Source organism: Nonomuraea sp. NPDC050202 (assembly GCF_040656115.1).
Lineage (GTDB): Bacteria > Actinomycetota > Actinomycetes > Streptosporangiales > Streptosporangiaceae > Nonomuraea.
The window spans coordinates 183,654-209,181 of sequence record NZ_JBFALF010000010.1 but is presented as its reverse complement, the minus strand read 5'-3'; the positions used below and the strand labels follow the sequence as shown (position 1 = coordinate 209,181).

Below are 25,528 nucleotides of genomic sequence, written 5' to 3'. Positions count from 1 at the left end.
CGGCTCAGCGCCAGGAGGTGCGGAACGTGGTCAGGACGGCGGCATGGTCGGAGCTCCATGATGCCCGGCGCCGTCACCGGGTCCGGCTGCGCCAGCCGGTGGGCGTCGCGCAGCCCCGCCCGCGACGGCGGACCGAGAAAACGGTTTACTGCTCGGCGAGCGAGCCGCAGGTGAAACCCTTCTCGCGCTCCGGGTCGAGCTGGATCGAGGCCAGGTTCGTCGTCTCCATCGGGCGGCGGAAGGTCTCGTACTTGTCGCAGTCGTAGAAGACGTAGGTGCCGTCACTCTCGCCGAGCAGCATCATCCACCGGCCGTCGTAGAGCGGCTTGTCGTCCTCGGCGTTCTTGATGATCGCCCACTGGTCCTGGAAGCCGACGTAGCCGAGCAGCTCGTTGGCCTGGCCGGTCTCCTGGACCTCCAGCGCGCCCTGCACCATCGCCAGGATCAGCAGGAAGCCCAGGCCGACCCCGGTCAGGGCGCCGAGCAGGACCTTCGTCGCGGCGCGCCCGACCGGCTTGCGGCGCAGCAGCCGGAACGGCACCAGGAACGTCAGCACGCCGAGCCCCACGGCGACGGCCACCATGAAGAACAGGTCGAGGTCGCCGAAGAGGGTGAACAACCCCCAGTACGTCGCGCCGCACCACAACGCGGCGAGCAGCGCGGCCGCCCACGGCCGCCGTCGGACGGCCTCGATCAGCCTGCCGAGCGCGCCCCGGGTCAGCCTGTCGGCCACCCAGAAGAGGCCGACGACGAGACCGAGGGTGGGGATGAGGATGAGCAGCATCAGGATCAGCGTGCCCATGAGCCGGCCCAGCAGGACGGACTGGTCGATGCCCGCCTGCTGGGGGCTGATGCCGAAGACGTCGTACATCGCTTCGACGCCGAGGTAGAGCACCGCATAGAGCGTCACGCCGATGGGAACGATGACGGAGCCGATGCGTTCGAGGAGGTAGAGGACTCCGCCGTTGCCCTCTTCCGCGGAGGGGGCGTCGCTCGCGGGGAGCGTATCTGCAGCGGCGCGTTCTACCGCGACCTGGTCAGTGGACATGGCGCACGATGGTAGGGCCCGCATGTCGACAGATCGTTGACGGATGCTTAACGCCCGGGTGATCCGATGTGTAGGGTCGGCGGTGCTCCACCGAGTGTCCACGCAGAGACATCGGATGGAAAGTCTTGTTGCGTACGGGTTTCGGTGCTATCTCCTTGGATCAAGACTCCTGTGATCGGAGGATTCCGTGCCGCACCCCCCACGACGACGATTCAGCAGCGCCCTGATCGCCGCCTTCACTCTCACCGCCGGCCTGTCTGTCCCGCTGAGCGCGTCCGCCGGCGCCACCCAGACACCCGATGACTTGACCCTCTGGTACGACGAACCCGCCACCGACTGGGAGACCCAGGCCCTGCCCATCGGCAACGGCCCCCTGGGCGCGATGGTCTTCGGCGGGGTGGCGTCCGAGCAGCTCCAGTTCAACGAGAAGACGTTATGGACGGGCGGCCCCGGCGTCTCCGGCTACGACTTCGGCAACTGGAAGACCCCGCGGCCGGACGCCGTCGCCGAGGTCCAGCGGCAGATCGACCGCGACGGCAGGATGGCGCCCGAGGCCGTGGCCGCCAAGCTGGGCCAGCCCAAGACGGGCTTCGGGGCGTACCAGACGTTCGGCGACCTGTTCCTCGACTTCGGCCACGCGAACCCCGCCGACTACCGGCGCGAGCTGAGCCTGCGCGAGGCCGTCGCCCGGGTCGGCTACACCGCCGGCGGCGTGCGTCACTCGCGCGAGTTCTTCGCCAGCAACCCCGGCAACGTCATCGTCGGCCGGATCTCCGCCGACCAGGGCGGCAAGGTGTCGTTCACGCTGCGCCACACCTCGCCCCGCGACGACAAGACCGTCACGGCCTCCGGCGGCCGGCTCACCATCCGCGGCGCGTTGCGCGACAACGGCATGAAGTTCGAGGCGCAGATCCAGGTGGTCACCGAGGGCGGCACCCGTACCGACGCCGGCGACAGGATCACCGTCACCGGCGCGGACAGCGCCGTGCTCGTGCTGTCGGCCGGCACCGACTACGCCGGCGCCTACCCCGCCTACCGGGGCGAGGACCCGCACGCCAAGGTCACCGCCGCGGTGGACGCCGCCGCCGCCCAGAGCTACGACGACCTCAGGCGCGCGCACGTCGCCGACTACCGCAAGCTGTTCGACCGGGTGAGACTGGACCTCGGCCGGCGGGCCCCGGCCATCCCCACCGACCGGTTGCGCAGGAACTACACCGGCGGCGCCTCGCCCGACGACCGCGCGCTGGAGGCGATGTTCTTCGCCTACGGCCGCTACCTGCTGATCTCCTCCTCCCGCGAGAACGACCTGCTCCCGGCCAACCTCCAGGGCGTGTGGAACAACGTCACCAACCCGCCCTGGTCGGCCGACTACCACGTCAACATCAACCTGCAGATGAACTACTGGCTCGCCGAGCAGACCAACCTGCACGAGACCACGAAACCGTACGACCGCTACATCACTTCGCTGGTGGCGCCCGGCCGCAAGACCGCCCAGGACCTGTTCGGCGCCCGCGGCTGGGTGGTCAACAACGAGACGAACCCGTTCGGCTTCACCGGCGTGCACGACTGGGCCACCGCCTTCTGGTTCCCCGAGGCGGCCGCGTGGACCACCCAGCACCTGTACGACACCTACCGCTTCACCGGCGACCTCGGCTACCTGCGCGAGACCGCGTACCCGGTGATCAAGGGGGCGGCGGAGTTCTGGCTGGACTTCCTGCACACCGACCCGCGTGACGGCAAGCTGGTCGTCTCACCCAGCTACTCGCCCGAGCACGGCGACTTCTCGGCGGGCGCCTCGATGTCGCAGCAGATCGTCCGCGAGGTGTTCACCAACGCCCTGGCCGCGGCCGAGCGGCTCGGCGTGGACGCGGGCTTCCGTGCCGAGGTGAGCGCGGCCCTGGCCAAGCTCGACCCGGGCCTGCGCATCGGCTCCTGGGGCCAGCTCCAGGAGTGGAAGAGCGACTGGGACTCCCGGACCGACACCCACCGGCACGTCTCCCACCTGTACGCCCTGCACCCCGGCAACCAGATCACGCCCGGCACGCCCGAGGCCGAGGCGGCGAAGGTGTCGCTGACCGCGCGCGGCGACGGCGGCACCGGCTGGTCCAAGGCCTGGAAGATCAACTTCTGGGCGCGGCTCCTGGACGGCGACCACGCGCACAAGATGCTCGCCGAGCAGCTCAAGGGCTCCACGCTGGACAACCTGTGGGACACACACCCGCCGTTCCAGATCGACGGCAACTTCGGCGCCACCTCCGGCATCGCCGAGATGCTGCTGCAGAGCCAGCACGACGTGGTGCACGTGCTGCCCGCGCTGCCCAGCACGTGGCGGGACGGCTCGGTCACCGGGCTGCGCGCCCGCGGCGACGTCACCGTGGACGCCGCCTGGAAGGACGGCGCCCCCGACACGATCACCGTCCGGCCGGGCAGCAGCGGGCCGATCAAGGTCAGGTCGTCGTTCGTCGCCGGCCGCTACCGCGTCCACGACGAGCAGGGGCACGAGATCGCCCCGCGCCGCGACGGCGACACGCTGAGCTGGAACGCCCGCGCCGGCAAGGCCTACACGATCCAGAACGAGGCCGCCGTGACCCTGGCGGCACCCGGCACCGCCACGCCGGGCACGCCGTTCGAGGCCGAGGTCACCGTCACCGCCACCCGCCGCAGGTCGGTGCCCGCCTCAGACGTGACGCTCACCGTGCCGCAGGGCTGGACCGCCGAGCCGGCGACCCGGCACCTCGCGGGTGTGGCGCCCGGCCGGTCGCGCACGGCCACCTTCACCGTCACCCCGGGACCGGCCGACGGGTCGCGGCGGGCCGTGCTGGCCGCCTCGGTCACCGGTGACTCGTGGAAGGGCGCGGCCACCGCCGTGCTCGCCCTGGAGCCGTGCGCGCCGGCCCCGGCCGGATCGGTCCTGGTCGCCTGGGACCCGAAGGAGGGCACCACGGTCGCCGACGCCTCGGGCAACGCCCGCCACGCCACCGTCACCGGGACCGCCTCCTACGACCCGGGCGCGCCGACGGGCAGCGGGCTGGCGCTCGACGGCAACACGTACCTGACCACCGCGAACACCACACTCGGCGTGGTGCGGGAGGCCACGTTCGCCGCCGAGGTGAAGGTCGCGGGCAGCGGTTACCGGCGGCTGTTCGACTCCCAGCCGTCCGGCGACCCCGGCACCGACGGCGTCCTCATCGACGTCACCCCGGAGAACAAGGTGCGCTTCATCGGCGCCGGCGCGAACGTCACCCTGGACGCCACCCTGCCCACCGGCCGCTGGCTCGACCTCGTGGTCACCCTCGACCGCACCGGCGCGCTGGCCCTCTACGTGGACGGCGAACGCGCGGCGACCGGCCAGGTGACCGCCGACGGCATCACCGGCTGCACCGCCCGGCCGCTGCGCTTCGGCGCCGACCAGGGCGGCGGCCAGCGCCTGACCGGCGGCGTGGACCGCGCCGCAGTCCTGGCCAGGACGCTGACCGCCGACGAGGTGAAGACCTGGCAGGACCTCGCCTTCTGACGGTGCGAACGTGCCGGGGCGGCTCCACCCCGCCCCGGCACCATCACGCCAGGGAGGTCACCGCGCGCAGCGTCATGCCCGTGCCGACGAGCAGGACGAGCGTGGCGGTCATGGCGGCACTGTACGGCCGCAGCCGCCGCAGCCGCCCCGGGAGGGCCAGGTCGCCCAGCCTGCGCAGGACGAGCGCCGCGAGCAGCAGCGTCAGCGCCATGCCCAGCCCGTAGCAGACCACGGTCATGACGCCGAAGACGGTACGCCCCAGGGCCATGGCGCCGAGCAGGACCACCAGGGCGGACGGGCTCGGCACCAGCCCACCGGCCACCGCCAGCGCCGCCACACCCCCCGACCACCGCCCATGCCCGTGCCCATGCCCGTGCCCATGCCCGTGCCCATGCCCGTGGCCGTGCCCGTCCCCCTGCTCGTGGCGGCGGCGTACGGCCGAACGCAGCAGAGCCGCGCCGATCGCGAAGATGATCAGCCCGCTCACCACCCCCAGCCACCCCAGCACCGCCTCACCCGCGAACGAGGCCGTGACCGTCACCAGGGCACCGAGGACGAGCACCCCCGCCGTGTGCGTCCCGGTCACGGTGGCCGCGACGGTGACCGCGTCGCGCAGCCGTCCGTGCCGCCCCGCCAGGTACGCGGCCATGATGGTCTTGCCGTGCCCCGGCATCGCCGCGTGCACCGCTCCCAGCACCAGCGACAGGAGCAGGGCCAGCAGCCCGAGCGGTACGGTCAGCCGGTCGGCGCCGATCAGGGCGTTGAGCCGGTCGGCCAGCGTCCCGGTCCAGCGGGTGACGGCGCTCACCAGCCGATCGGCGAGCGCGCCCGCGATGCCTCCGATGCCCTCGATGCCCGTGGCGGTCGTGGACGCCCGCGCGCCGGTGCCGCCGTCGCCCGGCTCCACCGTGATCCGCGCCTCCCGGACGTCGAGCGGCGAGCTGAGCAGGTCGGCGGGGTAGTCGCGCAGCTCGCGCGACACGCTGTGCGCGGGCACGCTGGAGGCGCCGAGCCGTACGCCGTGCCCCTTCGCGGTGATCTCCCGCCAGCCGATGGTGCCGGCGAGGTAGGTGTCGGCGAAGGTCAGGGTGAGCGGCCGGTCGACCCGCAGGGGCGCGGCCAGGCGACAGGTGAGCCTGCTGGTCCGCAGCCCGGCGGAACCCGGCCGGTAGGCGAAGGAGGCGTCGGCGACGTCCCAGGTCAGCGGCCGGCCGCCGGCCTGCGCGCGGATCGCGTCGCGCAGTGACGCGCAGGCGCGCCGGGCGTGGCCGGCGGCGGAGCCGACCGGCTCCTGCTGCAGCGTGGGGATCTCGGCGCTGTCGACGATCGCGAGGTGCTCGATCCGGTCCGGGTGGATCGTCAGCCCGTCGTAGTGGTTGACGCTGAAGTCACCCAGCGGGTGCGCCGCCAGCGCGGCGGCGAGGAGAGGGGCGAGCATGCTCATGCCGTCGCCGCCAGCAACGCCCGCGCCCGCGCCGCCCCGCCGGGTGAGAAGTGCGGGTTGATGGACAGCGCCCTGGACAGGTGGGCGCAGGCCGCGGCGGCGTGGCCGAGCGCGTGCTCGATCTCGCCCCGGTGGTAGGCGAACAGCGCGTTGCGCCCGCCGGCCTGGTCGGCGCGGGTGGCGTAGGCGGCGGCCTCGGCGTGGCGGCCCGCGCGGTGCAGCGCCCAGCCGAGCGCGTCGGCGACCTCGACGCTGCGCCGCCGCTGCCACTCGGCACGCAGGTGCCGGACGGCGGCGTCCGGGTCGCCGTGGTCCGCCTCGAACAAGCCCATGGGCAGGCGGTCCGGGCTCCCGCTCGCGGCGAGCAGCCTGGAGTGCGCGGCGAAAACGGCGTACTGCCGCTTGGCCCCGTCCCGGTCGCCGAGGTGTTCGAGCAGTTCCCCGTACTCCACGACGTACGAGGGGGAGCGGGCGACGGCGGTGGCGTAGTCGCGCAGCGCCTGGTCGGTACGGCCGAGCGCGGCCTCCGCCCGGGCCTTGCCCGCCCGCGAGGGCACGTGCTCGGGATCGGCGGCCAGCGCCTGGGCGTAGGCGGTGCGCGCGCCACGCGGATCGCCGTCGTGCCAGGCGAGCTCGCCGAGCTGCCACTGGCAGAAGGCGTACTCGCCGGGGTCACCGGCGATCTCGCACGCGCGGTGCAGCAGCTTGCGCGCGGGCTCGATGCGCCCCCGCAGTTGCTCCAGGCGGGCGGCCCTGGTGAAGGAGGCGAGGTCGGGGCGGCCGTCGAGCATGCGCCGCAGCGTGCTCTCGGCCTGCTCGTACTGGCCGAGTTCGAGATAGGCGTCGGTGAGCACGCCGTACAGCGGCCAGCGGTACGGGGCGGCCTTGCGGGCCCGCTCGCCCCACCGGACCGCCCCGGCGAAGTCGTGCCTGCCGTTGGCCAGCGCGCCCATGCCGATCACGGCGTCGATGTACGGCTCACCGTCACCCGTGGGCAGCCGCAGGGAACGCTCGAACGCCCCCTGCGCCTTCGCGTAGTAGGCGGCGTCGGCGGTGCGGCGGGCCTGTTCCAGGTAGAGGTCACCGAGGCTCGCCCAGACGGCCGCGTCGTCCGGGTGACGGCGCAGCCGGCTCTGGGCGTCCTCGATCGATCCGGCCAGGTCGAACGGCGACCACGCCGGCGGGCCCGGCGGCTCGTCCCGGCGCAGGACGCCTTCCGGGGCGTACAGGGTCAGCAGGACGCACCCCAGCAGCACGCATCCCAGCAGGGGCAGCAGTCGCCGTACGCGGTTCATCTGATCGGATGTCCTCGGTGGTGGTGATCGGTGGTCAGCCGGCGGCGGTGACCGGCAGCGCGAGGTAGGGGAAGCTGCCGGAGACGGGCTTGAGCAGGAAGGCCGGGTTGTCCTCGGCGATCAGGCCCGGCGCGCCCTTGCCCGCGGGCTCGCCCAGGAGCATCCGCAGGTTGATGGTCACGACGTCGTCGATGAGGCGGCGGCCGTTGGGATATCCCTGCAGGTCGCCCTTGAGCAGGCCGTACTTGTCCGGCGCGGTGGCGACGGGCGTGCTCATGTTGAGCCGCAGCTCTTCCGCCTTGACGACGCGGGGGGCGTCACGGTTGAGCAGGTGGGAGTTGAGGTCCCGCCCGATCGGGCCGTCACCGCGCGTGCTCAGCCCGGTCAGGTAGATCTCCTCCAGGTCCTTGCGCGGCGCCGGCGGCGCGTCGACCTTGGCCTGCCTGGCCACGACCCTGGCCTGGTCGGGGTCGAGCGTGGACGGCACGACGAGGTTGCCGCTCTCGTCGCCCTCCGGCCGCAGCGTGTTGAACCGGTCGCGCTGCTTGAGCGGGATGATCACCTCGTTGAAGTTCGGGTTGCCCAGCCGCGACACCTGCTTGTAGTCGCCGGAGCCGGAGCCGAGCAGGCTGCTCGACTTGCGGGAGGCCGTGGTCCAGACGCCGATCACCGGGTTGGCGGCCGCGTCGCCGCGCAGGGCCAGCTCCGACTTGGGGATCTGGAGGGCGAGGGCGCTGACGTTCATCGGCACCCCGGACTTGACCGGGAAGAACGGCAGCCCGAACCGGAGCATGCTGACGGCGTGGTTGTCCGAGTAGAAGGGGTCGGCGGCCGTGCCGGTGAAGACCTTCCCGCCTCCGGGCAGGTCGCGGACGGCCTTGCGGCGCAGCGAGGGGTAGCCGGGACCCGCGGGGCCGCCCATGTCCGTCGGCGCCACGTACCCGTCGCGGACCAGGGTCTCCCACTTGCCATCGCGCAGCCGGGTCAGCGTGTAGCTCTGCTCGACGAGCGAGTCGAGCGGCCCGGCCTGGTGCTCGCGCTTGCGGATGAACGAGGGCACCGGCAGCCCCTTGTCGGCGAACGTCCACCGGTAGGTGATGGCGGCCTTACCGGTGCCGGTGTTGTCGATGTGCACCTCGTAACGGGCGCTGGTGTCGAACTGGTAGGGCTTGTGCGGTGCCTGGAAGGGGATGTAGTTGGCCACGATCGTGACCGTGTCCTGCCGTTCCGGGCTGGTGAAGGCGTACAGGTCGGTGGCGTCGATCTGCTTGTCCACGGTGGTGGCGGGGGCGTCCCAGTGGCTGGTCGCCGTGCCCTGGCGCATCGCGGGGCCGAGCAGCACGGTGGCGGTCAGCACGGCGACGGAGGTGCCGCCGGCGACGATCCACGCCCACCGGCTCCGAGCGCTGGTCAGTTGCATCTGTGTCTCGTTTCGCGTCGTGTCACGGGGCCGGGCCGTGCCACCGGCACGGCCCGGCGATCTCAGGTCGGGATCGGCGCTCTACGGCACGTACTGGACGACCGCGTCGAGGTTGGCGAGGTAGTCACCCTCGTTCAGCGGGATGCCGGTCAGGTCCTTGACCGTCCGGCTGAGGTACGCGCTGGTGTAGAACGGCCAGTGCCGGGGCCCGATGCCGCCTTCCAGCGGGCGGGGGGTGGCCACGTTCGGCACGAACTCCTCCAGCCGGTACGTGGCCACGAGCTGCTCGCCCTGGGGCTCGCCGTCGATCTCCACCTGCGCGTGCGCGCCGTCGGGACGCAGGTAGATGTCGTGGATGGCGGCCGTGTGCCCGCTCACGACGTCGTGGAGGACGAACCCGCCGGGGTAGTAGACGCCGTTGCACGGGTCGATGTGGTCCTGCTTCCACCCGATCGGCATGTAGATGCCCTTGTTGCCGGGCTTGGCGGCGATCGGTGCGATGCCCTCCACCCGCACGCCACGCTCGTCGAGGAGCCGGACGACGTCAGGGCCGAAGTCGAAGTTCGCGTGCCCCTTCGGGCCGAAGTACGGGAGCCGGAAGCACGTGGCGGTCGGCGTCGGGATCGAGGAAGCGCCCGGGACGCCGGGAATCGGGGGGAAGGGGCCGGCATTCGCGGGAGCAGCCGGGGCGGCGGCGAACACCGCGGCGCCGACCGCGAGAATCCTCGCGATGCGGACAAGGCTACGCATGGCCATCGACCTTTCGATTGGGGGAGGCAGCGATGCGCCTCTGACCTGCAATGACTCGCCCAAAGTAGTGATCGAGTCACTTTCTGTAAAGGGATTGAAAATCTTTCCCGGCAGGCGGGCGGCCAGGGTGCGGCGGGCGGACGGCGCCGGATCCGGGCATGCGGAAGCCGTTCGTGCCCGCGGTCGATGTGACGCGGCGAGGTTGAGCGGGCGCCCGATGGGTGGTGGCATGGCCGCGGGGCGCCCGCCTCGCGGGGCGCCCCGCGGCGCAAGACGCCGGATGGGCGACCGTGGCGCCGGGCGCCGCGCGGGTGCCCCGCGGTGGTGAAGGGGGCCGGTTAGAAGAGGCCGCCCGGCATGGGCAGGCCACCGCCGCTTCCGCCGCGAATGGCGTCGCTCATGACCCGCACGCCCAGCATGCCGAGCGAGGTGCCGGACGGAACGGGCCGGCTCGGCGCGCCCCGCCAGGCGATGTCGAGATCCGCCCAGTGGGCGCCGCCGTGGAACCTCGTGCCGAGCTCCCTGTTGAGGTCCTCGGCCCATCCCCGGTCAAGGCGCAGGATGACCTTTCGCGGGCCGATCCCGCCGTTGTGCGGGACGAAGTTGCCGGGGGCCAGCGCCTGGGGGACGCTGAAGTTGACCATGGTCAGCTCGCCGCCGGGGCGCGGCTCCCCGTTCACGGTCGGGGTGGCGAGGAACTTGCTGTCGCCCGTGGCGGCGAACAACACCCAGAAGGTGTCGATCTCGTACGTCGTGCCGGTCTCGTCGTTGACGAGCCGGAACCCGCCCGGGTAGCAGACCCGGCCGCTGGGTGTCTCGATGTTGTCGTGACGTTCCCCGATGGGCATCCGGGCCACGGTGCCGCCGTCGGTCATCACGATGGGGGCGAGCGCCTCGAACCGGATCCCGGCCCTGTTCAGCTCGTCGAGGAACTCCGTGGAGAAGGTGGCCTTCGCGCTGCCCTCCTTGGACAGGTATCTGCCGATCTGCCCCTCGGCCAGGCAGCCGCCGCCGGGCGGGGCGGCCGGGGCCGGCTGGGTGGACAGCAGCAGTGCGGCGAGCGCGGTGCCGCCGGCGACGAGCGTCGCGCGGGTCAGGCGCATACGTGGTTCTCCTTCGGGGAGAGTGGGGGGATGGCGTCCCGGGCTGGCTTCGCCGGGCCGACCATGATTACGGACCGTAGTTATACCACTACGAGAAGCGATGGAGCGGGGCGGGCGGCGACGAAAAATCAGTCGCTCGCCGCGTACGCGCTGCGGCAGCATGACGACGGCGGGTATCGGGCGTTCGGGGAGGGCGGATGACTGTGCTCGGAAGACGCGAGGGCTCCGGAGACGTTCCGTCCCCGCGAAAATCGGCGATCATGCTCGTCCTGCGGCACTACTTCGGCGAGCTGAAGCGCCAGTGGCGGGTCGCCGTGCCCGCGCTGACGCTCCCGGCGCTGGGCAACATCTGCCTGTTCTACCTGGCGCCGCTGGCGGTGGCCGCGCTCGTGGGGCACCTGGCCGGCGGCGGTGACGGGGCGGTCGGCGCGCTGCTGCCGTACGTGCTCGGCTTCGGCGGCCTGCTGCTGGCGGGCGAGGTGTTCTGGCGGGTGGGCCTGCACTTCCTCAACCGGACGGACGCGCGCGGCATCGAGCGGCTCGGCGTGGTCGGCATGGACGAGCTGCTCGTCAAGGACGCCGCGTTCTTCCACGACAACTTCGCCGGCTCGCTGACCAAGCGGGTGCTGGGCTTCTCCAGCAGGTTCGAGGACTTCGTCGACACGATGACGTTCTCCATCATGGCCAAGCTGGTGCCGCTGACCTTCGCCTCGGTGGTGCTGTGGAGCTACGACCCGCTGCTGGTCATCGTGCTGCTGGGGCTGATCGCCGTCACCGGCTTCCTCGTCGCCCCGCTCATCCGGCGCAGGCAGGCGCTGGTCGACGAGCGCGAGGCCGCCAAGGTCCGGGTGTCGGGCCACGTGGCCGACGTGCTGTCCAACATGGACACGGTCCGCGCGTTCGCCGCCGAGGACCGCGAGGCCACCGAGCATCGCGTCAGGATCGCCGAGCAGGCCAGGCTGTCGCTGCGCTCGTGGGACTACGGCAACCTGCGGGTCGACACCGTCGTCGCCCCGATGTCGGTCCTCACCAGCGCCGTGGGCCTGCTCCTGGCCGTGGCGCTGCGCGGCGGCCTGGGCGTGGAGGCCATCATCGTGACCTTCACGTACTACACGAACACGATCGGCATCATGTTCGAGTTCAACCAGATCTACCGGCGGCTGGAGAGCGTGCTCACCGAGGCCGCCCAGTTCACCGAGCTGCTGCTCGAACCGCCGACCGTGGTCGACCCGCCCGACCCGCAGCCGCTGCGGCCGGCCGACGCGAGCGTGCGCTTCGAGCGGGTGCGGTTCGCCTACACCGGTGGCCGGCCCCTGTTCGACCGCATCGACCTCGACATCCCCAGCGGCACCAGGATCGGGCTGGTGGGCCAGTCCGGCGGCGGCAAGAGCACGCTCACCCGGTTGCTGCTACGGATGATGGACATCGACGGGGGCCGGATCCTCGTCGGCGGCCAGGACATCGCCCGCCTGCGCCAGGCCGACCTGCGCAGTCTCATCGCGTACGTGCCGCAGGAGCCGGCCATGTTCCACCGGTCGATCCGCGACAACATCGCCTTCGCCCGGCCGGACGCCACCGAGGCCGAGATCCTGCGGGCGGCACGGGCGGCGCACGTCACGGAGTTCGCCGAGTCGCTGCCCGACGGGTTCGACACGCTGGTGGGCGAGCGCGGCGTCAAGCTCTCCGGCGGCCAGCGGCAACGCCTCGCGCTGGCCCGCGCCATCCTGCGCGACGCCCCGATCCTGCTGCTGGACGAGGCGACCAGCGCCCTCGACTCCGAGAGCGAGATCCTCGTCCAGGAGGCCCTGTGGGGGCTGATGCAGGGGCGCACCGCGCTCGTGGTCGCCCACCGGCTGAGCACGGTCGTCCGGATGGACCGGCTCGTCGTGCTCAACAGGGGGCACATCGTGGAGCAGGGCACCCACAGCGAGCTGCTCCAGGCGCAGGGGCCGTACGCCCGGCTCTGGCAGCACCAGTCGGGCGGCTTCCTGATCGACGACGACGCCTCGGACGACCCCTCGGACGACCCCTCGGACGACCACGTCCCGGACGACCGGGCTCCGGACGATCACGCTTCGGGCGACCGGGCCTCGGACGGCCACGCGGCGAGCGGGGAGACGCCGGACGCGCTGGCGGGTGCGCGCGACGGCATGATCGACCGTTGAGCTCACGTTGCGCTCGCCCTCAGGTCGGGCGCTGAGGTCGGGCGCTGAGGTCGGGCGCTGAGGCCGGGCGCTGAGGCCGGGCGCTGAGGAGTGGCGGTTCAGAAGGCGGCGAGCTTGGCGAAGCGCTCGCCGATGAGGCGGTGGGTGGCGGCGTCCGGGTGGAGCGCGTCGGGCAGCGGCAGCTCGGCGTGGTCGGCCTCGCCGTAGAGGTCGCGGCCGTCGAGGTAGCGCAGGTTGGGGTCCTCGGCCCGCCGCTGCTCGACGATGCGGGCCAGCTCCTCCCGGATGACGCCCAGCGTCAGCTTGCCCGCGGCGCGCTCGGCGGGGTCGCCGGTGGCGCGGAAGCGCAGCTTGCCGGTGCTGAGCGCGGCGAAGTCGAAGGCGCACGGGCCGGGGGTGTCCTCGTGGATGGGGCAGTAGAGGGGCGAGACGACCAGCAGCGGCGCGGTCGGATGGCCGTCGCGGATGGTGTCGAGGAAGCCGTGCACCGCCGGCCCGAACGCGCGCAGGCGCATCAGGTCGGCGTTGACCAGGTTGATGCCGATCTTGACGCTGATCAGGTCGGCCGGGGTGTCCCGCATGGCCCGGGCGGTGAACGGGTCGAGCAGCGCGCTTCCGCCCAGGCCGAGGTTGATCAGCTCCAGGCCGGCCAGGGAGGCGGCCAGCGCGGGCCAGGTGGTGCTGGGGCTCGCCGCGTCGGAGCCCTGGCTGATCGAGCTGCCGTGGTGCAGCCACACCCGGCGCCCGCGGTCCGGCACGGGCTCGACCGGGGCGTCCGTACGCAGCGCGACGAGCTCGGTGGTCTCGTTGTGCGGCAGCCAGATCTCGACGTCCTTCACCCGGTCGGGCAGCCCGGCGAAGCGCACGGTGCCGATCGGGCCCGGGCGGTGCTCGGCCGAGCCGGTGGCCAGGTCGATGGTTATCGCGTCGCCGTCGCTCAGACTGGCCTGGCCGGCCAGGCGGCCGTCGACGAGCAGGTCGTACACGCCGTCGGGGCGTGGCGGCGCGCCCAGGTAGATCCGCTTGGTGGGCAGCGTGTCCAGCTCGACGGCGGTGGCCCGGGTGCGGAAGGCCAGCCGTACGCCGGAGGGCTGCGACTGCGCCATGGCGAGCTGACCGTCGGCGCACTGGGCGCGGGCCCGCGCGGGCAGGCGGTGCGGCAGCAGGCCGCGCGCGGTGCGCTCCAGGTCGAGGGCGCCGCGCAGGAGGCCGGCGGTGATGGGGGTGGTGATGAGCATGGTGTCAGCCGATCGCTTCAGGTGTGGGGTCGAGGGGGTGTGCCGCTCGTCTGGCGGGGCGTGGGCCGGTCGCCCGGCCGGGGTGTTCATGGCGTGGGGGAGGGCCAGTTGCGCAGGAGGGCGTCGAGGGCGTCCATGGTGCGTGACCAGGTCTGCTGGGTGTCGGGGGCGCTGTGGCTGAACCCGCCGCCCAGCTCCAGGCTGACGTAACCGTGGAAGACGCTGCCCAGCAGCCGCACGGCGTGGGTCTGGTCGGGCTCGGACAGGTCGTAGCCGCGCAGGAGCGCCCGCGTCATCTGCGCGTGCCTCACCCCGGCGCTGGCGGCCGCCGTCTCCGGGTCGAGCCTGAGCTGGGCCGCGGCGTAGCGGCCCGGATGCTCGTGGGCGTAGTCGCGGTAGACGTTCGCGAGGGCGATCAGGGCGTCCTTGCCCGCGCGGCCGGCCAGGGCTTCGGCGGCCCGGTCGGCCATCTCCTCCAGGGCGAGCAGCGCGATCCTGGTCTTGAGGTCATGGGAGCTCTTCAGGTGCGAGTACAGGCTCGCGACCTTGACGTCGAACCGCCTGGCCACGGCCGAGACCGTCACCTGCTCGAACCCGACCTCGTCGGCCAGCTCGGCCCCCGCCCGCACCAGGCGCTCCGTGGTCAGTCCTGCTCGTGCCATAACCCTTCCTCCATTTGCCATAAAAGATTATGCATGTTCCTAAAGGATTTAGGCAAGCTCGAATAACCTCCGCCTCGGAGGGAGGGGGCGCCGGATGATTCGGGTGTTGCCGGCCGAGGGCATGCGCATCCTGCGGGAGGCGCTGGCCAGGTTGCTGCGGCTGGAGACCGACCTCGACGTCGTGGCCGAGGTCGAGCACGATGGCGCGCGACGCCTTCTCAGCCCTGGCGGACAGGTTGTCGAGGCCCGTGCCGCGCCGCACGCCGGTCGTGGGTTCGCCGGGAGGGCGTGCGCCGTCGTTGGTGATCCGCAGCCGCATCCGGCCGTCGCACGACCGGGCCGTCACCTGGCAGGTGCGGGCCGCGGAGTGGCGTACGACGTTGGTGGCGGCCTCGCGCAGGACGGTGGCCAGCAGCGCGTCCGTCTCGGGAGGCAGGGCGGGCAGCGCGCGCACGTCCGCCGACAGCCGGATGCCGGCGGCCTCCAGCAGCGTACGGGTCGCGCCCGGCTCGTCCAGGAACGTGAGCTCCGCGGGGCGCCCGGTGATCGAGCGCACCCCGCCCAGGGTCCGCTCGGCCACGACCCCCGATGCCGCGCGCCTCCTCGCGGGCCCGCTCCGGCTGCCCGGCCAGCAGCCGCAGGGCCGGCTCGGCTCCCGTCTCGTTCAGCCTCCGGGTCACCTCCGGCAGCCGGTACAGCGACCCGAGGATGGGGTGCAGGGTGAGCCGGGCCGATCCCCGGCCTCAGGCTGTGCGGGCAGACCGCAAGCTGCCACCCCCCTCGGATGGAACAAAGCGTTCCGTTCTGATATGGTGGAGCCAACTTCACCAGAGGAGGACGAAGATGATCCTGGTTGTCGGGGCTACGGCCCACTTCGGCAGGCAGACCGTAGAAGCGCTCGCCGCCGAGGGCCACCGGGTCCGGGCCCTGAGCCGCCATCCCGAGAAGGCCGGGCTGCCGGCGGGCGTGGAGGTCGTGCGCGGGGACCTGACCGAGGAGGAGACGCTGGCCCCGGCGCTGAGCGGGGTGAGCGCCGTCTTCCTCGTCCTGCCGTACGGCATGGACGCGGCGCCGCTGCTGCGTGCCGCGCGGCGGGCGGGCGTCGGGCGGATCGTGTTCCTGTCCTCCGGCGCCGTGACCGACGGCGCCGGCGAGCAGCCCGACGTGATCGCCGCCTACCACCACGGCGTCGAGCAGGCCGTCAAGGCCACCGGCGCGCAGTGGACGTTCCTGCGCATCTTCTTCCCGGCCATCAACTCCCTGTCGTACGCGATGCAGCTCGGCGGCTCCGACGTCGTGCGCGGCGCGTACGCCGGCGCCGCCAGCGCCCCCGTCCACGAGGGCGACGTCGCCGCGGTGGCGGCCCGGGTGCTGACCGGCGACGGGCACGCAGGCAAGGTGTACGAGCTGACCGGACCCGAGCCCATGACCCAGGCCGAGCAGGTGAGCGTGCTCGGCACGGTGCTCGGCCGCCCGCTGCGCTTCGAGGAGCTCGACGCCGGGCCGGTCAGGGCGCAGCTCGGCCAGTTCATGGACCCGGCCTTCGTCAACGCGCTGTTCGACCTGATGGAGGCCACGGTGGGCAAGCCCGCGCCGGTGAACTCCCTCGTCGAGGACCTCACCGGCCGGCCCGCCCGCACCTACGCGCAGTGGGCCGCCGACCACCTCGCCGACTTCAGCTGACCGCCCCTCCGGCACCTTCTCGGTGCCGGCGCCGACAACCGCTACCCCGACCAGCTCGCCGAGCGCCTGGCCGGCTCCGGCCGCAGGCTGGGCGTGCTCAACGCCGGGCTCTCGGGCAACCGGGTGCTGAACGGCTCCGCCTGCTTCGGCGAGAAGGCCACCGCGCGCTTCCAGCGGGACGTGCTCGACCGGCCCGGCGTGCGCTCGGTGATCGTGATGGCCGGCATCAACGACATCACGTACCCGCTGATGGACAGCCCGTGCAGCAGGCCGAACCCGGCGGTCACGGCCGAGCAGATCATCGAGGGCCACCGGGCGCTGATCCGCGCGGCCCGCGCCCGCGGCGTCAAGGTCATCGGCGGCACGATCGTGCCGTTCAAGGGCAACCCGCGGCTCTACCCCGAGGACAACGCGCAGACGCTCGCCATGGAGCGGACCCGCGACGCGGTCAACCAGTGGATCCGCTCGGGAGGGGAGTACGACGCGGTGGTCGACTTCGAGCGCGTGCTCGCCGACCCCGCCGATCCGGACCGGCTGCGGCCCGAGTACAACACCCGGGACGGCCAGGAGGGCGACTGGCTGCACCCCAACGACGCCGGCCTCGACGCCATGGCCAGGCGATCGACCTCGCCACGCTCTGACGAGCGGGAGCGTCCCTGCTCAGCACGGTGGTGCCGGCACGCCTCGCCCAGCGCGGCGTGCCGGAGCACGCCCTGCTCAGCGTGGCGTGCTCTCCGTCGTACGGAGCTCGCTGAACAGCCGCAGCGTCAGCCGGCGCGGCCACAGCAGCGGGACGCCGGGCAGCCGCAGGCTCCAGGAGGAGAACGCCGTCTCCAGGACGATCTTCTCGTACGGCCGCTCGCCCGGGATCTCCGCGCACAGCACGGACACGGCCCGGCACACCTCCTGCTGCCCGAACCGCAGCCAGGCCCGGCCGTCGCGGTCCAGGTCGGCGGCCTCCCACCACAGGTCCCGAGGCTCGCCACGGCGCGCGGGGAGCGGGAGCCGCAGCGCGAATCCCGCCAGCGCCCCGCCAGGGCGCAGGTAGAAGGCGCCGGTGAGACCCGGCAACGGGTAGAGGGGTTCGTCGGACGTGCCCGTCGAGAGCGTCGCCTCGGTGGCGTCCATGGCGATCCGCCAGGCCATGATTCACCTCGCTGTCACTCAGGTACTCTCTAAGACGCTGCTGAGCGCGCGTTTGTGACATCACGGGCGGGTCCCTATGACGCGGATCACATCTTCGCCGGACGTGTCACAGTCGGTGGCCCCGGTGAGCTCTTGGATCGCGGATCCGGAGACACCGACGCGGGGAGCGGGGATGACGATGTCCGGGGCGAAGCAGGAAGACAGGGCCTCCGCGGTGTTCGCCGACCACCGCGAGCTGCTGTTCTCCATCGTCTACAACATGCTCGGCACGGTCGGCGACACCGAGGACGTGCTCCAGGAGACCTGGCTGGCCTGGTCGGCCAAGGACCTGGAGCAGATCGACAGCCACCGCGCCTACCTGGTGCGGATCGCGGTCAACCAGGCCCTGGCCCACCAGAGCGCGCTGCGCAGGCGCAAGGAGACCTACCTGGGCCCGTGGCTGCCCGAGCCGCTGGCCACCGACGCGGCGGAGCCCGCCGTACGCGCGGAGTCGGTGTCGATCGCGATGCTGGTGGTCCTGGAGACGCTCACCCCGCTGGAGCGGGCGGTGTTCGTGCTGCACGAGGTGTTCGCCTACCGGCACACCGAGATCGCCGCCATGATCGACCGCAGCCCGGCCGCGGTGCGGCAGCTCGCGCACCGGGCCCGCGAGCACGTGCAGGCGCGGCGGCCGAAGGCCCGCATCGACCGGCGTACGCACCAGGCGGTCACCGAGCGGTTCGTGGCGGCCGCGTTCGGCGGCGACCTGGGTGCGCTGATCGAGCTGCTCGCGCCCGACGTCACGCTGTGGCCCGACGGCGGCGGCAAGTCGGCGGTGGGCGGTCCGCGCCCGATCCACGGCCGGGACAAGGTGGCCCGCACGATCGTCGCGGGCACGCGTCACAATGAGAACCTGGAGCTGCGTCACCGGCACGTCAACGGGGAGCCCTCGGTGGTGCTGTTCTCGGAGGAGGGGCCGGTCGCCGTGATGGTGCTCGCCCTGGCGGCCGACGGCGAGCACGTGGGTGACGTCTACGTCGTCAGCAACCCCGACAAGCTCGCCACCATCCCGGACGACCGGGAGGGCTGACAGCTGGAAGGCTGACAGCGGGAGGGCTGGCAGCGGGACGGCTGGCAGGGAAGGAGCCCTCGACCGGCCTGGTGGTCGAGGGCTCCGGCGGATCTACCGGTAGGTGATGTCGGACGGGGAGTAGATGCAGTTCACCCCGTCGGCGCCTTCGCCGATCTTGGTGGGCTCGCTGCCCTTCGGCACGCCCTTGTACTTCTCGCAGATGACCGCGCTGCCGTACACCGTGATCCGGCTGAAGCGCGCGGTGTCGCCCCAGTTGGTGTTGATGCCGGCCAGCACCTTGGTGGAGCGGGCGGTCACGCCGTCCATCACCACGTGGCGCTGGTAGGAGGAGGAGCAGTTGCCGCAGGCACGGTAGAGCTTGCCCGAGCTGTGCACCTGGAAGTTCTTGATGGTCACCCTGCCGGCGCCGTTGTGCTGGAAGACCTTGTCGGAGCCGGACTTGGCGCCGCCGCCGTCCACCAGGTAGGTCGCCGAGGAGCTGGAGCTCATGAACGTGGCCGCGTCCTCGCCGACGTCGTTCCACCACACGTTGCGGATGGTGCACGAGCCCAGGCAGTGGATGCCGTCGCCGGCCGGGGCGTCGATGATGACGTTCTGGATCGTGCCGCCGTTGGCGACCTCGAACATCGGGTCCTGGCTCTCGCTCTGGCCGCCGTCGCCGATGCCGTAGTAGCTCTTCATGCCACCGTCGAAGTTGGTGACCTGCTGGGTGTCGGCGAGCTTGACGCTGCCGGTGGCGGTCGGCCACGCGCCGCTGCCGTCCCCGCCGCCGCTGGTCGGGGTGATGGTCGGCGTGGGCGACGGGTCGGGGTCCGAGCCGCCGGCGGCCCGCAGCGTCCACTGCTTGGTGGCGGCCGAGTCGCAGGAGTTCTGCTGCAGGAGGGCGCCGGACGCCGTGGAGTTGTCCTTGACGTTGAGGCACTTGCCGCCGTTGCCGTTGACCACCCGGTACGCCGACCCGGACGCGGTGAGCTGCCAGGTCTGCGACGCGGCCCCGGTGCAGCCCTCCTGCTGGACGGCCTTGCCCGCCGAGGTGGAGGCGTCGCGCACGCCCGCGCACTTGCCGCTGTGCTGGGCCTTGATCTGGAAGCCGCCTCCCGAGGAGGTGAGCGTGAAGACCTGCCCGGCGCCGCCCGAGCACGCGCTCTGCACGAGCTGGACACCGTCGCCGGTGCTCTGACTCGGTACGGCGGCGCACAGTCCGCTTCCGGCGTTGACCAGCGTGTAGTTGCCGTTGGAGGGGGCGGCCGAGGCGGGGCCGTTGAGCGCGACCACCAGTCCTCCGGTCGCGAGGAGGCCGGTGGCCAGTACGACCGCCAGCCTTCTGCCGATACGTTCCTTTTCGCGCACGCCGAACTCCGTTTCGAGAATGAGTGCTGAAGCCACGTTGGGTAAGCGCTTTCCCGAGGCGAGGGCGAGTCAATCACAGCCGGATGGCCTGCGGGAAGCGCGGGCTGCAACCGTTTGCAAATCCGGTCGGCCGCGTTGCGTTCCCCCCAGGTCGGTGGCGGATCGGCGGGCGTCCGGCGGGATGAAAGTTTCACGGGCGGCCCGGCCGGCGGCGCTCCAGAATGGAGGCAGGACCGGGCTCGACGTGAGGCGGTGGCGCGATGAGGTTCCTGCGGCGGGTCAAGGCCGACGTGCGGGCGCGCAAGAACCTCGAGACCTACGCGATGGCCCTCATCGTGCTCCTCTTCGCCGTCGTCTCGGTGATCAGCGACGTGGTGTCGGAAGAGGTCAAGTGGGCGGCCGTGCTCGCCGGCATCGGCGTGCTCCTCTACCGCGCCACCCTCCCCGATCAGCCTCGTGACGGCCGCGAGGTGCTCGGCGACCGGGCCGACTTCGACGACACCCCCGTGCCCAAGCTCTTCGACGGCGTCCGCGACGTGCGCGTGTTCGCGCCGTCCGCGGCCAACCTGCTCTCCCCGTACGTGTGCGAGACCCTGCGCACCAGCGTGCTCCAGCACCGGGACGCCACCGTCCGCATCGTGGTGCTGGACCCCGGCCAGGAGGAGGCGATCAGGATCGCACGCAGCCAGCTCGACGAGTCGGACGACCACCAGATCCAGAGCCTGCCCGTCGCGCTGGAGGCGATGCTGGAACGGCTCGCGCGAATGAGAGGCTGGCGGACGCCGGGAAAGGTGGAGTACCGCCTGTTCCCCTACAACCCGGGTTTCAGCCTCGTGCTCACCGATCCGGACGCCTGGCAGGGCCGCGCCATCGTCGAATTGCACGGGGCGGGCCAGTCGACTTTCGCGCGTATGCACGTCGACCTCACCCGCGAGCGGCACGAGCGCTGGTACGCCTATTGGGTCGAGCAGTTCGACTATCTGTGGGAAACGGCGCGGCAGGTGGAGGCCCCGGCGCGCGTGCCGGAAGACTCCTGACGCGGCGCCCGCCGTTGCCGCAAAGCCCTATGCAGCAAGGGAAACTTTGAATTCGACTTCAATACCGCGGAATCACCGCCATTGCCCGCGGGGCCGGTGCGAGCTGCGGAGCGGGCTGCGGATCGTGGCCCGCGCACGCGTGCGGGTGGACTCGGACGAGCATCTGTCTGCTTCCATCATGGGCAAGTCACGTCCCGGTGCGGGGCCGGTTCGCTAAAGTCGTTTACGCAGGTATGGCCCCCCTCGGTGATGCAGGATGTGCTGAAGCGGGCTACAGTACCTGCAGCCCGTGACGTTAATTGGAGCACCCTTATGGCGAAGCGTATTGTTGAGTCCTTTATCGATGACATCGACGGCAGTGAGGCCGAGGGCACGACACGGTTCGCGCTCGACGGAGTGAACTACGAGATCGATCTGTCGGGCTCGAACAGGGAGAAGCTGGAGAAGGCGCTGGCTCCCTATATCACCAAGGCCCGCGCGGTCCGCGGCGACCGCGGCGTGCGCGGCCGGCGCGTCGGCGCGCTGTCCTCGCGTGCCGTCAGCCGTGAGAAGGCCACGGAGATCCGGCGCTGGGCCAAGGCCCAGGGGCTGCCGGTCAGCGAGCGGGGCCGCATCGCCTCCACCGTCGTGGAGCAGTACGAAGCCGCTCACTAGAGGTTCCGAGTGGTGGCGGCGCCGGATCCGTCCTCATCGGGTCAAGACGATTGTCAGCAATAGACGATCTTCTTATATTCGAAGAGGTCGGACTCCCCAGTCGGAGGACAAAGGTGATGGCTGACGCGATCCCCGATTTCCCGTTCGACCGCCCCACCGCTCTGGAGCCGCCGCCGCAGCTCGCGGAGCTGCGCGAGCGCTGCCCCGTGGCCCACGTACGACTGCCGAGCGGCGACGTGGCCACCGTGGTGACCAGGTACGACGACGCCCGCGCGGTGATGGCCGACCCGCGCTTCAGCCGTGACCTCGCCAGGGACGGTGCCGCCAGGCTGTCCACCACCGAGGACGGCGGGCTCTTCAACCGCCGCAGGACCAGCGCCGCCGGAATCCGCCAAGGCCGGGGGCACATGCGCTGGCGGCGACTGCTCAGCGGCTGGTTCACCCTGCGCAAGATGGAGCTCTGGCGCCCCCGGATCCAGGCGATGACCGACGACCTGCTCGACGCCATGCTGGCCAAGGGCCCGCCGGGCAACCTGTCGGCCGGGCTGGCCCTGCCGCTTCCCGTACGCGTCATCTGCGCGCTGGTCGGCGCGCCGGCCGTGGACCAGGACAGGTTCGCGCACTGGTCGCGCGTCATGCTGACGCTGACCCGCTACACCCAGGACGAGGTCGACCAGGCCTACCGGGAGTTCAACGCCTACGTCTCGGACATGATCGACCGCAACCGCGCCGATCCCGGTGACGACCTGCTCAGCGAGCTGACCCAGATCACCGACGCCGAGGACGGCAGGCTCAGCCGGGAGGAGCTCATCGCCACGGTGCGGGCGCTGCTGCTGGCCGGCCACGAGACCACCTCCAACATGATCGCCATCATGACGGCCATGCTGCTGGCCGACAGGAGCCGCTACGAGGACGTCGTGGACGACCCCGACCTGGTCCCCGGCACCGTCGAGGAGGTGCTGCGCCTGGACAGCACGCTGTCGGTGCTCGGCGGCGTGCCCAGGTTCTGCACCGAGGACGTCGAGCTGAGCGAGGTCACGGTGCCCGCGGGCAGCACGGTGATCCCGCACATCCCGGCAGCCAACCGCGACCGGGCCAGGTTCGCCGACCCCGACCGGTTCGACCCGCGCCGCGAGAACAGCGCCCAGCACCTGGCGTTCGGCGCGGGCCCGCACTACTGCCTCGGTCAGCCGCTGGCCCGGCTCGAGCTCCAGGTCGTGCTGAGCACGCTGACCCGCCGCCTGCCCGGCCTGCGGCTGCGCGACCACCCCGACAGCCTGCGCCTGCGCACCGGCATGATCTCCGGCGGCCTGCAGGACGTCTGGGTCACCTGGTAACCGGCCGCGGCGGGCCGCCCGCACCCGTGACCGCCGGTCATCCGGAGCGCCGGCCTGAGGTTGGACAGCGCGGCCCCGCAGCTGACGCCGAGCCCGCGCCCTATCGGGTCCGTGACGATCAGCGACCGGTCGAGGTCCGCGTACAGCTCCATGGTGGCGTCTTCGACCCGGCGGAAACGCCAGGGCTGGGTGTTGTGCACGGACGGCGCGGCCACGGCGGCGCCCACCGCCCTGCGCACCCCGGCACGCGTCGCGAACGGCGGCGCGCCGGGATCGGTCACGGGGACTTCAGCAGACATGGACCCAAGATCTCGTGATCCGCCAGGCCCGAGGCAGGGACCCAAAGTCCCTCAGAACAGGTCCGATGGACCCGTGCGCGAGGCGGCTCCGGCCCAGGAGAGACGGTCTGCCGCGCGTCTCGCCGTTGCGAGGCGCCGGAGCCGGCCGGCTGATCGGCTGGTCAGGCGAGTGCCGCGCCGGTGGTGGGCAGGCCGGCCTGGTCCGGGACCACCTTGGGCAGGGCGCGCAGCCATCCCTCCAGGTCGGCGGGCCACCACCGCCCCGCCGCCAGCCGCCCCAGCTCCTGCGCGACAGCCGCCGCCGAGGCGCTCACCGGCACCACCCGTACGGGCGCCGCCCCCGCCAGCACCCCCAGCCACCAGTGCCGCCACGTCCGGGTGAGCTCGTCGGGCTCCAGCACCAGGTAGTAGTCGGGCAGCACCAGCCGGCCGGCACGCAGCTCGCCCAGCGCGGCCTCGATGGCCACCTCGAGAGCGCCGACCACGCCGGTTCCGTCGAAGTAGGCGGTCCACTCCGCCGCCACGTCCGCCAGCGGGTCGGCGTCGTGCACGACGTACGTGGCCGCCGACCGCCCGGCGAGCTCCATCACCTCGGACGCGCTGCGCTCGCCCCGGGTGATCGCCCGCACGTTGTGCAGCTTGTCCAGCCCCGCGACCACTCCGGCGGCGCCGTCCCCCGCCACCACGACCACCGTACTGCTCAAACGCCGCATATCGGGCAGTTTACTGTCGGGCTCCGCTCCTCGGTCAGACTGATGACCATGGCGATGACGTACGAGCTCGGCGAGATCATGGCAGAACGGCAGCTCGAGGCCGTGACCACGGACGGCGCCCGCACCCGGGTGACGGTCAGGTTCGGCAGGCCGCGCCCCGACGAGCTGAGCGCGAACGGCGACTGGTGCTGCCCGCACCAGATCGTCGGCCTGGGGGAGGAGGGCGTGGGCGCGTCGTTCGGCGTGGACTCGCTGCAGGCCCTCCTGCTGAGCGTGTACAAGGTGCGGCTGAAGCTGGACGAGCGGGCGGCGGCCGCGGCCGTCCGTCTCGACTGGCTGGGACAGCCGGATCTCGGCCTGGAAATCGTCCCGCGCCGCTGAGTCACACTTGCGCGGCGCCGGGGGTCAAGGCGATGAAGACCTCGAACCGCACCATGAAGGAGCACCCGATGAACATCGCCTACACCGCCGTCACCGTCCTGGCCGCCCTCTGGGTGGGCTTCTCGGCCCTGTCGGTCTTCATCCGCGCCAAGTGGGTCGTGGAGCCCCTGGCCGAGTACGGCGTCGCCCGCCGCTGGTGGCCGTGGCTGGGCGCCGCCAAGGCCGCCGGGTCGCTGGGGCTGCTGGCCGGGCTGTTCGTACCGGTGATCGGCGTCCTGGCCACGATCGGCCTGGTGGTCTACTTCACGGGTGCGGTCGTCACCGTGGCCAGGGCCCGCTCGTACGCCCACCTGCCGTTCCCACTGCTCTACCTGGCTCCGGTGGTGGGCGCGTTCCTGCTCGGAGTATGAAGGAACCCGTGACGCTTCCTCCCGTCCCCAAGCTCGACGTCCACGACATCCCCGAGCCGCTGACCTACGAAGGACCGTGCCCGGGCGGTGAGGTCGGCGCCGCGTACGTACGCTGGCCCGACGGCCACCGCTCGGTCCTGACCCGCGGGCCCGACGTGCGCCACCTGCTGGAGGTGGCGCGGGCGGCGGGCATCCCGGCACCGGCGTACGAGCTGGTGCGCCCGCCGGTGATCGTCCAAGAGCTGCTGCCCGGCACGATCACCCGTGTGCCGTCGGAGGCCACGGTGCGGCACATGATCGAGATCAACTCCCGCTGCCGTGGCCTGCTCGCCGGACGCGCCGACCTGCCGCCGCACCGCCTCCACCTGCGCGACGACGGGCCCGGCTACTGCCTGCACGGCTCGCTGCGCGGGTACGACCGCCGGACCCGTCACCTGCTCGACCAGGTCGAGGAGATCGGCCGGGCCTTCCCCGACGCCCTGGAGGGCGACGATCTGGTGCACACCGACTTTCACCCGGAGAACGTGCTGGTGGACGCGGCGGGCACGGTCACCGGCGTGATCGACTGGGACGGCGCCACCCGCGGCGACGCCGACTTCGACCTGCACACCCTCCGCTTCGACCTGGCCCGCCGCGCCCCCGGCCTGCACGTGGACGTCCCCGACACGGAGTCGGCGCCGGCCTGCTGGGCCCACATGAGCCTGCGGCTGGTCGACTGGGCCATCCGCCACCACACCGACTCCGACGTCACCGCCTGGCTCGATGTCGCCCGCAGCCTCAGGCCTCGCTGCTGACCGGACGCGGCGT

Annotated in this window: 21 protein-coding genes and 1 pseudogene; 11 read left to right on the top strand and 11 right to left on the bottom strand. The window is 72.1% G+C overall.

Features of this window, described 5'->3' with window-relative positions; translation table 11 throughout:
• Window positions 1-145: 145 nt before the first annotated feature.
• A complete protein-coding gene (locus AB0I79_RS27145) occupies window positions 146-1,048 on the bottom strand; it encodes a hypothetical protein (protein WP_357878015.1) in 903 nt (300 codons plus the stop codon).
• A gap of 304 nt (window positions 1,049-1,352) precedes the next feature.
• On the opposite strand from AB0I79_RS27145, the gene AB0I79_RS27140 reads away from it, so the two are divergent.
• On the top strand, window positions 1,353-4,562 hold the full coding sequence (locus tag AB0I79_RS27140) for a glycoside hydrolase N-terminal domain-containing protein (RefSeq protein WP_357878012.1): 3,210 nt from the start codon (window positions 1,353-1,355) through the stop codon (window positions 4,560-4,562).
• Window positions 4,563-4,605: 43 nt separating this feature from the next.
• Here AB0I79_RS27140 and AB0I79_RS27135 read toward each other — a convergent pair whose 3' ends face one another.
• The 5 genes from AB0I79_RS27135 to AB0I79_RS27115 form a co-directional block, all read right to left on the bottom strand.
• Window positions 4,606-6,000, bottom strand: a complete 1,395-nt coding sequence (locus tag AB0I79_RS27135; RefSeq protein ID WP_357878009.1) for a High-affinity nickel-transporter — start codon at window positions 5,998-6,000, stop codon at window positions 4,606-4,608.
• A 2-nt stretch (window positions 6,001-6,002) separates the two neighbouring features.
• Window positions 6,003-7,301, bottom strand: a complete 1,299-nt coding sequence (locus AB0I79_RS27130; protein WP_357878006.1) for a tetratricopeptide repeat protein — start codon at window positions 7,299-7,301, stop codon at window positions 6,003-6,005.
• A 34-nt stretch (window positions 7,302-7,335) separates the two neighbouring features.
• On the bottom strand, window positions 7,336-8,721 hold the full coding sequence (locus tag AB0I79_RS27125; protein ID WP_357878003.1) for a DUF4331 domain-containing protein: 1,386 nt from the start codon (window positions 8,719-8,721) through the stop codon (window positions 7,336-7,338).
• An 81-nt stretch (window positions 8,722-8,802) separates the two neighbouring features.
• A complete protein-coding gene (locus AB0I79_RS27120) occupies window positions 8,803-9,471 on the bottom strand; it encodes a hypothetical protein (protein ID WP_357878000.1) in 669 nt (222 codons plus the stop codon).
• A 338-nt stretch (window positions 9,472-9,809) separates the two neighbouring features.
• Window positions 9,810-10,574, bottom strand: a complete 765-nt coding sequence (locus AB0I79_RS27115; RefSeq protein ID WP_357877997.1) for a hypothetical protein — start codon at window positions 10,572-10,574, stop codon at window positions 9,810-9,812.
• Between the two features lie 260 nt (window positions 10,575-10,834).
• Between AB0I79_RS27115 and AB0I79_RS27110 the strand changes: the two genes are divergently transcribed.
• A complete protein-coding gene (locus AB0I79_RS27110; RefSeq protein ID WP_357877994.1) occupies window positions 10,835-12,739 on the top strand; it encodes an ABC transporter ATP-binding protein in 1,905 nt (634 codons plus the stop codon).
• Window positions 12,740-12,837: 98 nt separating this feature from the next.
• Here AB0I79_RS27110 and AB0I79_RS27105 read toward each other — a convergent pair whose 3' ends face one another.
• On the bottom strand, window positions 12,838-13,977 hold the full coding sequence (locus AB0I79_RS27105) for a GDSL-type esterase/lipase family protein (protein WP_357877991.1): 1,140 nt from the start codon (window positions 13,975-13,977) through the stop codon (window positions 12,838-12,840).
• 86 nt (window positions 13,978-14,063) lie between these two features.
• Window positions 14,064-14,639: a TetR/AcrR family transcriptional regulator gene (locus AB0I79_RS27100; protein WP_357877988.1), complete on the bottom strand. Its 576-nt coding sequence runs from the start codon at window positions 14,637-14,639 to the stop codon at window positions 14,064-14,066.
• Window positions 14,640-15,482: 843 nt separating this feature from the next.
• On the opposite strand from AB0I79_RS27100, the gene AB0I79_RS27095 reads away from it, so the two are divergent.
• Together AB0I79_RS27095 and AB0I79_RS27090 are read left to right on the top strand one after the other, a co-directional pair.
• Complete coding sequence (locus AB0I79_RS27095) at window positions 15,483-16,322, top strand: NAD(P)H-binding protein (RefSeq protein WP_357877985.1); 840 nt, start codon at window positions 15,483-15,485, stop codon at window positions 16,320-16,322.
• 66 nt (window positions 16,323-16,388) lie between these two features.
• Window positions 16,389-16,883 (top strand): annotated as a pseudogene (locus tag AB0I79_RS27090) (GDSL-type esterase/lipase family protein); the annotation flags it as partial.
• A 156-nt stretch (window positions 16,884-17,039) separates the two neighbouring features.
• On the opposite strand, the gene AB0I79_RS27085 reads toward AB0I79_RS27090, so the two are convergent.
• Window positions 17,040-17,468 carry a hypothetical protein gene (locus tag AB0I79_RS27085; protein WP_357877982.1) on the bottom strand — a complete coding sequence of 143 codons (429 nt, stop codon included), beginning with the start codon at window positions 17,466-17,468 and terminating at the stop codon, window positions 17,040-17,042.
• Window positions 17,469-17,640: 172 nt separating this feature from the next.
• Between AB0I79_RS27085 and sigJ the strand changes: the two genes are divergently transcribed.
• Window positions 17,641-18,537, top strand: coding sequence for an RNA polymerase sigma factor SigJ (sigJ, locus tag AB0I79_RS27080; protein ID WP_357877979.1), 897 nt, complete (start codon window positions 17,641-17,643; stop codon window positions 18,535-18,537).
• A 93-nt stretch (window positions 18,538-18,630) separates the two neighbouring features.
• Here sigJ and AB0I79_RS27075 read toward each other — a convergent pair whose 3' ends face one another.
• Entirely contained in the window at window positions 18,631-19,890 is a 1,260-nt protein-coding gene (locus AB0I79_RS27075; protein WP_357877976.1) for a pectate lyase, read from the bottom strand.
• A 260-nt stretch (window positions 19,891-20,150) separates the two neighbouring features.
• Here AB0I79_RS27075 and AB0I79_RS27070 point away from each other — a divergent pair, with 260 nt between their 5' ends.
• The 3 genes from AB0I79_RS27070 (at window position 20,151) to AB0I79_RS27060 (ending at window position 22,918) form a co-directional block, all read left to right on the top strand.
• Window positions 20,151-20,927 (top strand): hypothetical protein, encoded by a 777-nt coding sequence (locus AB0I79_RS27070; RefSeq protein WP_357877973.1) that lies wholly within the window; start codon window positions 20,151-20,153, stop codon window positions 20,925-20,927.
• A 312-nt stretch (window positions 20,928-21,239) separates the two neighbouring features.
• Window positions 21,240-21,581: an Lsr2 family protein gene (locus tag AB0I79_RS27065; protein WP_357877970.1), complete on the top strand. Its 342-nt coding sequence runs from the start codon at window positions 21,240-21,242 to the stop codon at window positions 21,579-21,581.
• A gap of 116 nt (window positions 21,582-21,697) precedes the next feature.
• Window positions 21,698-22,918, top strand: a complete 1,221-nt coding sequence (locus AB0I79_RS27060) for a cytochrome P450 (RefSeq protein WP_357877967.1) — start codon at window positions 21,698-21,700, stop codon at window positions 22,916-22,918.
• A gap of 460 nt (window positions 22,919-23,378) precedes the next feature.
• Here the strand turns inward: AB0I79_RS27060 and AB0I79_RS27055 are convergent, their stop codons facing one another.
• Entirely contained in the window at window positions 23,379-23,930 is a 552-nt protein-coding gene (locus tag AB0I79_RS27055) for a hypothetical protein (protein ID WP_357877964.1), read from the bottom strand.
• A 48-nt stretch (window positions 23,931-23,978) separates the two neighbouring features.
• Here AB0I79_RS27055 and AB0I79_RS27050 point away from each other — a divergent pair, with 48 nt between their 5' ends.
• From AB0I79_RS27050 to AB0I79_RS27040, 3 genes are read left to right on the top strand one after another with little or no spacing between them, the layout of a single operon-like run.
• Entirely contained in the window at window positions 23,979-24,311 is a 333-nt protein-coding gene (locus AB0I79_RS27050; protein ID WP_357877961.1) for a hypothetical protein, read from the top strand.
• Between the two features lie 32 nt (window positions 24,312-24,343).
• Window positions 24,344-24,721 (top strand): DoxX family protein, encoded by a 378-nt coding sequence (locus AB0I79_RS27045; RefSeq protein WP_357877958.1) that lies wholly within the window; start codon window positions 24,344-24,346, stop codon window positions 24,719-24,721.
• Between the two features lie 8 nt (window positions 24,722-24,729).
• Window positions 24,730-25,515 (top strand): phosphotransferase, encoded by a 786-nt coding sequence (locus tag AB0I79_RS27040; protein WP_357877955.1) that lies wholly within the window; start codon window positions 24,730-24,732, stop codon window positions 25,513-25,515.
• The last annotated feature ends 13 nt before the right edge of the window (window positions 25,516-25,528 follow it).

Coding starts and splice junctions, on each gene's coding strand:
- AB0I79_RS27145 (WP_357878015.1), bottom strand. CDS start 1,048: ATGTCCACTGACCAGGTCGCGGTAGAACGCGCCGCTGCAGATACGCTC.
- AB0I79_RS27135 (WP_357878009.1), bottom strand. CDS start 6,000: ATGCTCGCCCCTCTCCTCGCCGCCGCGCTGGCGGCGCACCCGCTGGGT.
- AB0I79_RS27130 (WP_357878006.1), bottom strand. CDS start 7,301: ATGAACCGCGTACGGCGACTGCTGCCCCTGCTGGGATGCGTGCTGCTG.
- AB0I79_RS27125 (WP_357878003.1), bottom strand. CDS start 8,721: ATGCAACTGACCAGCGCTCGGAGCCGGTGGGCGTGGATCGTCGCCGGC.
- AB0I79_RS27120 (WP_357878000.1), bottom strand. CDS start 9,471: ATGCGTAGCCTTGTCCGCATCGCGAGGATTCTCGCGGTCGGCGCCGCG.
- AB0I79_RS27115 (WP_357877997.1), bottom strand. CDS start 10,574: ATGCGCCTGACCCGCGCGACGCTCGTCGCCGGCGGCACCGCGCTCGCC.
- AB0I79_RS27110 (WP_357877994.1), top strand. CDS start 10,835: ATGCTCGTCCTGCGGCACTACTTCGGCGAGCTGAAGCGCCAGTGGCGG.
- AB0I79_RS27105 (WP_357877991.1), bottom strand. CDS start 13,977: ATGCTCATCACCACCCCCATCACCGCCGGCCTCCTGCGCGGCGCCCTC.
- AB0I79_RS27100 (WP_357877988.1), bottom strand. CDS start 14,639: ATGGCACGAGCAGGACTGACCACGGAGCGCCTGGTGCGGGCGGGGGCC.
- AB0I79_RS27095 (WP_357877985.1), top strand. CDS start 15,483: ATGATCCTGGTTGTCGGGGCTACGGCCCACTTCGGCAGGCAGACCGTA.
- AB0I79_RS27085 (WP_357877982.1), bottom strand. CDS start 17,468: ATGGCCTGGCGGATCGCCATGGACGCCACCGAGGCGACGCTCTCGACG.
- sigJ (WP_357877979.1), top strand. CDS start 17,641: ATGACGATGTCCGGGGCGAAGCAGGAAGACAGGGCCTCCGCGGTGTTC.
- AB0I79_RS27070 (WP_357877973.1), top strand. CDS start 20,151: ATGAGGTTCCTGCGGCGGGTCAAGGCCGACGTGCGGGCGCGCAAGAAC.
- AB0I79_RS27065 (WP_357877970.1), top strand. CDS start 21,240: ATGGCGAAGCGTATTGTTGAGTCCTTTATCGATGACATCGACGGCAGT.
- AB0I79_RS27060 (WP_357877967.1), top strand. CDS start 21,698: ATGGCTGACGCGATCCCCGATTTCCCGTTCGACCGCCCCACCGCTCTG.
- AB0I79_RS27055 (WP_357877964.1), bottom strand. CDS start 23,930: ATGCGGCGTTTGAGCAGTACGGTGGTCGTGGTGGCGGGGGACGGCGCC.
- AB0I79_RS27050 (WP_357877961.1), top strand. CDS start 23,979: ATGGCGATGACGTACGAGCTCGGCGAGATCATGGCAGAACGGCAGCTC.
- AB0I79_RS27045 (WP_357877958.1), top strand. CDS start 24,344: ATGAAGACCTCGAACCGCACCATGAAGGAGCACCCGATGAACATCGCC.